1 pseudogene is annotated in these 247 nt (G+C 51.0%); it reads left to right on the top strand.

The window, feature by feature from the left end:
* A pseudogene (locus AC5ZG5_RS46625) lies at positions 1 to 247 on the top strand (Crp/Fnr family transcriptional regulator); the annotation flags it as partial.

The following is a 247-nucleotide window of genomic DNA, read 5'->3' as shown; positions in this document are numbered from 1 at the left end:
GGAAATGTCGGGGCTTTCATCCTCTATCTGCTCTTGCTGCCGATCAATGCAATCCGCCTCCGTCAAATGCTCAATCTCATCAAAAGGGCACGTATCGCGACGGAGGGCGATACCTCATTGGAATGGCTCAAACCGTTCATGACTGAACGCAGATATCGCCGGGGAGACATATTGTTCAAGAAGGATGATGCAGCTTCCGAAATGTTCCTGACGGTCACAGGAACGTTTTTGGTCAGGGAAATCGGCG

This window comes from Bradyrhizobium sp. Ses1 (assembly GCF_059512365.1).
Note: the sequence above shows the minus strand (reverse complement) of the source record. Positions and strands in the feature narration are given on the sequence as shown.